Source organism: Craterilacuibacter sp., from assembly GCF_051659485.1.
GTDB lineage: Bacteria > Pseudomonadota > Gammaproteobacteria > Burkholderiales > Chromobacteriaceae > Craterilacuibacter.
In genome coordinates this window covers 1-8,089 of sequence record NZ_JBOFOO010000092.1, presented here as the reverse complement: position 1 = coordinate 8,089, position 8,089 = coordinate 1, and the positions used below count along the sequence as shown (strand labels likewise).

8 protein-coding genes are annotated in these 8,089 nt (G+C 57.1%); 1 reads left to right on the top strand and 7 read right to left on the bottom strand.

Annotated features, from left to right (window positions below; genetic code table 11):
- The 7 genes from ACRC1E_RS03220 to ACRC1E_RS03190 all read right to left on the bottom strand — a co-directional run.
- Window positions 1-1,285 (bottom strand): TIM-barrel domain-containing protein (locus tag ACRC1E_RS03220; RefSeq protein ID WP_438513669.1); only part of this gene is annotated, 1,285 nt, incomplete at its 3' end.
- Window positions 1,286-1,341: 56 nt separating this feature from the next.
- Window positions 1,342-2,205, bottom strand: coding sequence for an NAD(P)-dependent oxidoreductase (locus tag ACRC1E_RS03215; RefSeq protein ID WP_438513668.1), 864 nt, complete (start codon window positions 2,203-2,205; stop codon window positions 1,342-1,344).
- A 50-nt stretch (window positions 2,206-2,255) separates the two neighbouring features.
- Window positions 2,256-3,134: an SMP-30/gluconolactonase/LRE family protein gene (locus ACRC1E_RS03210; RefSeq protein WP_438513667.1), complete on the bottom strand. Its 879-nt coding sequence runs from the start codon at window positions 3,132-3,134 to the stop codon at window positions 2,256-2,258.
- Complete coding sequence (locus tag ACRC1E_RS03205; RefSeq protein WP_438513666.1) at window positions 3,131-4,033, bottom strand: aldose 1-epimerase; 903 nt, start codon at window positions 4,031-4,033, stop codon at window positions 3,131-3,133. Before ACRC1E_RS03205 ends, ACRC1E_RS03210 begins: the two co-directional genes overlap by 4 nt.
- A gap of 1 nt (window position 4,034) precedes the next feature.
- On the bottom strand, window positions 4,035-4,856 hold the full coding sequence (locus tag ACRC1E_RS03200) for an HpcH/HpaI aldolase family protein (RefSeq protein ID WP_438513665.1): 822 nt from the start codon (window positions 4,854-4,856) through the stop codon (window positions 4,035-4,037).
- 13 nt (window positions 4,857-4,869) lie between these two features.
- Window positions 4,870-6,606, bottom strand: coding sequence for an L-arabinonate dehydratase (gene araD / locus ACRC1E_RS03195; protein WP_438513664.1), 1,737 nt, complete (start codon window positions 6,604-6,606; stop codon window positions 4,870-4,872).
- Window positions 6,607-6,861: 255 nt separating this feature from the next.
- On the bottom strand, window positions 6,862-7,566 hold the full coding sequence (locus tag ACRC1E_RS03190; protein ID WP_438513663.1) for an oligogalacturonate-specific porin KdgM family protein: 705 nt from the start codon (window positions 7,564-7,566) through the stop codon (window positions 6,862-6,864).
- A 323-nt stretch (window positions 7,567-7,889) separates the two neighbouring features.
- On the opposite strand from ACRC1E_RS03190, the gene ACRC1E_RS03185 reads away from it, so the two are divergent.
- Window positions 7,890-8,089, top strand: a 200-nt coding sequence (locus tag ACRC1E_RS03185; RefSeq protein WP_438513662.1) for a hypothetical protein, incomplete at its 3' end; no start/stop codon positions are given.

The following is an 8,089-nucleotide window of genomic DNA, read 5'->3' as shown; positions in this document are numbered from 1 at the left end:
CGTTGCACTTGGCCCATAGCGTTGGCCATTCGTTGTGCATTAGTTTGGCGTCAACACCATTCTTAAGGTATATGTTTTCAGTTGGCAGATATTCACCGAAGTCTGCCATCCAGCCCTTAATGCCAATATCCAGCATATTCTCGCGCAGTACCACATCCTGGAACCACTTGCTGGCTTCTGGGTTAGTAAAGTCAATTACGCCACAGAAAAACTCGCCAAAGTCGACTAGTGCGACATTGCCATCACGATCCAGGGCAAAGTAGCCCTTCTCTTTAGCGATAGGGAATAGCTCGCCGTCATCGCACAGATAAGGGTTAACGTATCCCAGGAATTCGATGCCGCGTGCGTTCAGTTCTTTGATCTTTTCTGGCAGGTTGGGGTAACGGTCTTTGTGGTGCTTCCAGTCCCAATCCCAAAACAGGCGGGCACCAAACGAGGTGACGCGCAGACCGCACCAGTCTTCGCTCCAGACACCAGATACCTTGATGCCGTGATTAAGCGCATTCTCCATACGGGTGAAGGTGTTGGTTTCTCCACCTTTCAGTCCCAGAATGGCGCCTTTGTATACCCATTCTGGCAACTGTGGCTGACGGCCAAATTGGGCCGACAGTTTTTCGATCAGGTCAAGGTAAGTGGCGCCGGTCTTGATCTGCAGTTCGGCTGGAATTGCCCAAACTTGCAGTTCATGGAAGGTTTCGGCGCGGAAGTCGAAATCTGCGTAGGCTGTGGTATCGACGTGAGCCGAATACTTGCGGGAGGAAACAAAAGTCGGCTGAGGGTAGTTGGTGTGATAGTAATCACCGCCGGCCTTACCCATTACATCGGCTTTCCAGGTGATTTCTGTCGATTTGTCACGACCTACGCCTGGCTCAGAAGTCCACAAAGGGAAGTGACGGCCACGCAGGTCGAAGTAGGACATCTGCTCACCACAACCCCAGACGTTTTCTTTTTTCTGGGCAGGCAGGCGAACCCAAAAACGGTTCAGTTTGGCATCGTGTGCTTCAAAGGAAAATTTGAAGTCGTCACCGTCAATCACCAGCGTGGCGGTCAGCAGTACGGGTTGGCCAGCGGCCGTAGACAGCTTGATTTTGTCGTTGTTGATCTCGGCATGCGGCAGCGCAATACGCGACTCGAGGTAATCTTCAATTTCGAAGTTACCGCGGTATATTTCCATCTTTTCATTGCCATGACCGACAAAAAATGCCGGTGCATCGGTCGTGTGGACGAACAGAAGCTGGTCATTGTGGCGGATCTCGAAGCCACTAGCGGTCGCGATGAGTTGCATGGTGCTACCTCTAAACGGGAAAGTTAAGTAGGGTGGTGTTGCCACCCGTAAAAGAATTAGTGGGCGCGCAGCTTGACCGCCTTGATCGAGGCGCAGAAGTCTTCGCGCCCCATATTGTTGGCGATAGCGAAGTTGTAAACGCTCTGGCAGTTCAGTACGCCTGGCAGCTTGATACCCTTAGGCTCAATCATGCGTACCATGCAGTCGATGTCTTTGCCCATGTTATCCAGCGCAAAGGCCGTGCTGTAATCTTCGGCCTTGAGTGCATTGAGTTTGGCGCTTAGATAGAAGTTGCTGGCCCCACCGTAGGAAACTGCAGTGGCGAAGTCTTCGGTGCTGATGCCGAAATCGTGGGCGACAGTCAGCATCTCATTGACGCCGTTCTGGATCTGGGCAACCAGCACGTTATGTGCCAGCTTCATGACCAGGCCGCGGCCGTTGTCACCCAGATGGATAATGTTGTTACCCATGCAGGCAAGGATGCTCTGGACTTGCTCGAAGCTGGCCTTGTCGCCACCAACGTAGATACCCAGCGTGCCGTCCTTGGCTGCCGGTACGCTCTTTACCACCGGCGCATCCAGCATTACGGCGCCGGTCTTGGCAACCTGCCTGGACAGTTCAACCGATACCGCCACGTCAATGGTCGACATGTCGATCAGGATCTGCCCGGCGCGGGCGACCGGCAGCAGTTCCTGATAGACGGCTTGTACATGCTCGGATTTCGGTACCATAGAAATCACAACATCACAGCTTTCGCCCACTTCGCGGATGGAAGAGGCGGCTTCGGCACCGGCATCACGCAGCAGTGCCACCTTTTCGGCGGACAAGTCGAACACGCGAACAGTGTGGCCGGACTTTTTCACCAGATTGAGGCTCATTGCCTCACCCATCAAACCCAAACCGATAAAACCTATTTTCATTTTTGACTCCCAAATATTCGTAGGCAGCGGCGCGATTGCGCCGCGCTGGATTAACCGCGGTACAGCGGCTCAGGCCGGCCGGCGACATTGACGCGTACGGCAAACACATTGCCGGAGAGCGGGTATTCGGCCAGTTCTTCTGCGCTGCGGTTTTCACGGCTAGAAGTGATGTAAAGCGTCTTGAGGTCGGCGCCGCCAAAGGCCACCATGGTCGGCCAGCGTACCGGCAGTTTGATTTCGTCTACGGTCTCGCCGGTCTCCGGGTGGATGCGCAGCACGCGGCCACCGTCGAACATGGCGGTCCAGTAGTAGCCTTCGCTGTCGAAGGCCGCACCATCCGGGCGACCGCCCGTACCACGTTCAAACTCACGCAGGACTTCGCGTTCGCCAATGTTGCCATCGGCGTCAAGCGGGTAGCGGTACAGCACATGGTTGGGCGTATCGGTATGGAACATCCACTTGCCGTCCGGGCTGAAGGCCAGGCCATTGGAAACCAGGACATCGCCGGCCATGACTTCGCATTCGCCCGTGGGCTTGACGCGTACCAGCTTGCCGCCCTTGTGGTCGCGCGGCTCCCAGATGGTGCCCGCCCAGAAGTTTCCATGCAGGTCGACATGGCCGTCATTGAAGCGGCTCTTGCTGTGCTCGGTCGGATTGTCGCCGACCTGCTTTTCGATATTGCCATCCGCATCGGTCAGGAAGATGCCGTTACGCAGGGCAACAATAAAGCCGCCATTTTCACGCAGGCCAAAACAACCGATATGCGCTGGCATGGGGTAGGCCCGGTTCTCGCCGGTCGCCGGATCGAAGCGGTTCAGGGCTGGAGCGAGGATGTCGACCCAGTAGAACGCCTGTTCGCGCTCGGACCAGATGGCGCACTCGCCTAGATGGGCTTGGGCGTTGAGTACGGATTCAACCTGATAGCTCATGCTGCATTCCTTTCTATAGTCAGGCGCATGGTGACTTCTAGCGTTGCGCCAGCCGCGATTTCTTTTATGCCATGGATGGCAGGCTTGCTCATATTGATGGCGTTGTTGGCATGGCTGACCGGTTCGACGGCGAAAAAATCTGCCGGTGACGCCGGGGTGAAGACCACCAGATGCCCCAGTTCTTCGCTGGCGCTCATGCGGATGGCCATGCCGCTGCCGGGCCAAGCAATGCGCGCTTCACCGTGCCACATGGCGAAGCAGTTATCGAGGCCGGGCTGGCCCAGAGGGCGGGCTTGCTGGTAGTTCCATTTTGCCGGTATGGCATCTAGGGAGGCTGGCAGCGCCTGCTCATCCATCATCCATACGCCGTCGGCGCTAAATTCCAGCGTTGCGTCCTGTCCATTCAGCGTGCGCGGGAAGAATGGATGCCAACCCAGACCAACCGGCACGATGGTGTCGGCAAGGTTATGGTAGGCCAGCGTCACGGTCAGGCTGCTGCCTGTCAGGGAAAAGGTCTGCGTCGCATCAAATGCCCAAGGCCAGTCTTCTGCTTCATTCTGTTCTGGCCGGTGCGCAAGACGCATGACCGCCGAAGCATCCGAGGTCTGTTCCAGCGTCCATTCCCGCTGCCAGCCCAGACCATGCAGCGGGTGCGGGTGGTCGCCAAAGTTCAGTCGCAGAGCTTGTGCCTTGCCGCCAAAGTCAAAGCGGCCGCGGGCGATGCGGTTGGAGTAGGGCACCAGCGGGTAGCTGGCCATACGGCGCACGGTCTCATCTCCGTTCCATGGGCGCAGCACCGGCACGCCATCGATACGCATACCGGCTAGTCCGCCGCCGAGTGCCGGGGCAAGGTCGGCTTCAATCCCGGCTTGCCTGAGCGTCGTAAGTTTGATTCCCATCTCAGTACACGCCGCCTGCCGTCTGCTGTTGCTCCACACCGCGCACTGCCGCGATCTGCTCTTTGGCGCGGGCCAGGAGCATGCTCATGTCCGAGCCGATGGCCACGTAGTCGTAACCCAGTTCGATGGCCCAGCGCACCATTTGCGGATTGCCCAGCACGATGCCGCAAGGTTTGCCTGCTGCGTGAGCCGCTTCGACGCCGGTTTTGAGTGCATGGCGGACATCTTCGCTGGAGATATCACCCAGATGGCCCATATTGGCGGACAGATCACCCGGGCCGATAAAGATCACATCGACGCCCTCGACCGCTGCAATCTCAGGGATGCGCGCCAGTGCTTCCGGCGTCTCGATCTGCATGATGGTGCATACAGAATCATTGGCATTTTTCAGGTAGTCGGGAATCGCGCCGTAGCGGCTGGCGCGGTGTACTGCAGCACAACCACGGGTGCCGCCATTGCCATCAAGCGGGTAACGGGTCGATGCGACTGCGCTGCGTGCTTCATCTGCATTCTGGATGAAAGGGAACATCAGGGTGGTGGCGCCACCATCCAGTAAGCGCTTGACGATGATAGGGTCGTTCCAAGGCAGGCGAACCACGACCTGCCCGCCCTTGGTTGGCGTGCCTTCCAGTGCACGCATGATGGTGACGGCATCGGCCGAATCGACTGGCACATGCTCCATGTCGAGTACCAGGAAATCGAAGCCGACAAAACCCATGGCTTCGGAAACCTGCGCACTGGCCGTCATCATCCAGGTGCCTAGCGGAACCGGCTTGCGGCGTTCTTGCATCCAGGTCTTGAATTGGTTAAGGGGAAGGTTCATCAGTCTCTCCAAATCAGAAAATATCGGGTTCGCGCACGGCGGTCGGCGCTTGCAGGAAGTCAAAGTCGCAGCCTTCATCGGCCTGGGTGACATGCTGCTGGTACAGGGCGGCGAAGGAGCGGGCGTACTGGTGGTGTACCGGCTTGAACAGGGTGCGGCGGCGTTCGATTTCTTCTGCATCGACCAGCATGTTCAGGGTTCCTGCCGCGATATCCAGTTCGATCAAGTCGCCGGTTTTAACCAGTGCCAGCGGGCCGCCAATAGCGGCTTCAGGGGTAATGTGCAAAATGCAGCTGCCGTAGTGCGTGCCGCTCATGCGTGCATCGGTCATGCGGACCATGTCTTTGACGCCTTGTGCCAGCAATTTTTTGGGGATAGGCAGATTGCCCCATTCCGGCATGCCTGGCGCACCGACCGGGCCTGCATTGCGCAGGATGACTACGGTGTCTTCGGTGACATCCAGATCCGGGTCATCAATATTGTCCGACAGTGCCTGATGGTTGTCGTAGACCAGTGCCGGGCCGACATGTTTGCGGAATTTCGGATTGGCGGCCGAGGACTTCATCACTGCGCCGCGTGGCGCGAGGTTGCCGCGCAGGACGGCCAGTGTTGCGCCTTTTTCCAGTTCGATCACAGGGTTGTCCAGGCTACGGATCGCATCGTCGTCATAGCACTGGGCCGTGGCCAGCAGTTCTTTGAGCGGTTTGCCGGATACGCCGCTGCAGTCGGTATGCAGGAACTGTTCGATCTTCTTCATCTGCGCCAGCAGGCCGCCGGCGAAGAAGAAGTCTTCCATCAGCTTGTCGCCGGAAGGGAACAGGTTGGCCAGTACCGGCACCTTGGTGGCCATTTCGGCCATGTCGTCCAGTGTCAGATCGACGCCGGCCCTGCGCGCCATAGCGATCAGGTGAATGGCGGCGTTGGTCGAGCCGCCGATTGCCATATACACGGCAACACCGTTCAGGAAGTGCTCGCGCGTCAGCCATTTCGATGGCTTGAGGTCTTCCCACACCATTTCAACAATACGGGTACCGCAGGCGGAGGCCATTTGCGGATGGCGGCTGTCGGCAGCCGGAATGCTGGACGCACCCGGCAGCATAAAGCCGATGGCGTCCGAGATGGATGTCATGGTCGAGGCGGTGCCCATCGTGTTGCAGGTGCCGATGGAGCGTGTCATTGCGCCTTCAAGATCCACCCAGTCGTGCTGGGTGATATTGCCCAGACGTAACTCGTCCCAGTATTTCTTGGTATGGGTACCCGCGCCGGTGGTGGTGCCGCGCCACTTGCCGTTCGACATCGGGCCTGCCGGGCAGAACAGCATCGGGATATCCATGCTGATGGCGCCCATTAGCATCGCCGGGGTGGACTTATCGCAGCCACCCAGTAATACGGCGCCGTCAATCGGATGCGAGCGCAGCAGTTCTTCGGTTTCCATGGCCAGAAAGTTGCGGTACAGCATAGTGGTCGGCTTGACCAGAACTTCGCCAACCGACAGAGCCGGCAGTTCGACCGGGTAGCCGCCGGCTGCCCAGACCGCACGTTTGACTGCCTCGGCACGCTCGCGCAGGTGCGAGTGGCACGGGCTCATGTCGCTCCAGGTGTTGATGATGCCGATGACGGGCTTGTCCATGAACTCATCGCGACGCATCCCCATTTGCTGAGTGCGCTGACGGTGGGCGAATGCACGGATGCTGTTGGGTGCGTACCAGCGCTGGCTGCGTAGTTCACTCAGGGGCTTCTTGTCTGACATGGTCACTTCCTGTAGATATTTTGCCGGTGTTACTCATGATTCGTAACGCTGCGAATTTTCATAAATAATAGCGCTGCGATTTAATTATTGCAAGCCTCCTTGAAGAGCTAGGGGGGGCTGTGTGTAGACTTATCCGTGGCTGTTTGATGCAGGACAAACAATATGCAGTTGAGTGTGTCAGCTTATAGTGCGAGGTATAAAAAATAGCGCCAGTCTGGCGCTATTTCGGGTGTTTCAGCTTGATCGGTTTAACAATTAGAGTGGGATCTTCACGCCAACGCGGAGCCAAGTGCGCTTGACTTCTTCACCCCGCTTGTCGCCCTTGTCGACGTAGCGGATGTCGAAGTAGGGTGTGAAGTTTTTGCTGACGCTGACCAGGCGGGTTTGCAGGCCCAGTTCAAACATATCATCGCCGGCAAACTGGTTGAAGACGGGGCCGGAAACGCGTTTGGTGTACTCCGGGTTGAGCGAGAAATGCACGGTGTCGTTGGCCTCCCAGGTCGCCCAGATCGAGTAGTTGTGTGCCTTGACGTTTTCCTTGTTGCCATTGACTGCATGTTCAACGTGGCCTTGCTGGTAGCGGTAGCGCGGGTTGACCGAGACCGTTTCGCTCAGTTTCCAGCGCAGCTCGACATACGGGCGAGTCTCGGAGCCCTTGCTGTTCCATACCTGAGCGATGCCGGGTGCCAGTGATAGTTTGTCGTTCAGCTTGTAGTTGTAATAAACGGCCGCTTCGTTATCGCCGGCGGTGAAGCTGTCGTAGCCTTCGTCGGAGCCGGAGCTCTGGTTTGCCGTGAGTTCAAGCCAGCCGCCTACGCCGGAGCCCCACTGATGACCGATCAGTGCGCGCGAGAACCACTTGTCCATACCGTTATCGTAACCGGTGCGCAGGTCGAGTGTGGCTGCATGGGTCATGCCAGCACCCAGGGCGAGCATGGTAATCAGAGTAATCTTTTTCATATGGTTTCCTGATGGGGATGGGATGAGTGGCGTTGTGCTGTTATTTTCTTATATCCAGCGTGTGTCTGGTTAAGTAATAATAGCGCTGCGAATTTATGCCATATCATAGCGCGACGAAACCTCGCATCCAAGCAAACTTGTTTTGAAAATCATCAAAATCTGATGTGGGTCAAACTTTTGCTACCAAATGGCAGGGTTTTTATCAGGATGGCGGGTGGTGCCTTGTCGGCGTGCGCAGTGTGAGGTTGCCGCTTGGGCTCGCTTGACAGGGCAATCAATATTGGCGGCGTGATTTCTAACGCCAAGACATGAAAGGGGTATCGGTGCCTGATGTGCTCGCTGTGGGTATGTCTTTCTCGGGCTTGGGTGTATTGCTGCTAATCGTGATGCTGGCTAGCTATATGCAAGCGCTAACCGGTTTTGCTTTTGGTCTGGTCCTTCTGTCGCTGACTACGCTGACCGGCGTATTGTCGATTGCCGATGCATCTCAAGTGATTAACGTGTTGGCCTTGCTGGGGACGGG

Excerpts from the sequence above, each read along its gene's own strand:
- ACRC1E_RS03205 (WP_438513666.1), bottom strand. The coding sequence starts at position 4,033 with ATGGGAATCAAACTTACGACGCTCAGGCAAGCCGGGATTGAAGCCGAC.
- ACRC1E_RS03215 (WP_438513668.1), bottom strand. The coding sequence starts at position 2,205 with ATGAAAATAGGTTTTATCGGTTTGGGTTTGATGGGTGAGGCAATGAGC.
- araD (WP_438513664.1), bottom strand. The coding sequence starts at position 6,606 with ATGTCAGACAAGAAGCCCCTGAGTGAACTACGCAGCCAGCGCTGGTAC.
- ACRC1E_RS03190 (WP_438513663.1), bottom strand. The coding sequence starts at position 7,566 with ATGAAAAAGATTACTCTGATTACCATGCTCGCCCTGGGTGCTGGCATG.
- ACRC1E_RS03200 (WP_438513665.1), bottom strand. The coding sequence starts at position 4,856 with ATGAACCTTCCCCTTAACCAATTCAAGACCTGGATGCAAGAACGCCGC.
- ACRC1E_RS03210 (WP_438513667.1), bottom strand. The coding sequence starts at position 3,134 with ATGAGCTATCAGGTTGAATCCGTACTCAACGCCCAAGCCCATCTAGGC.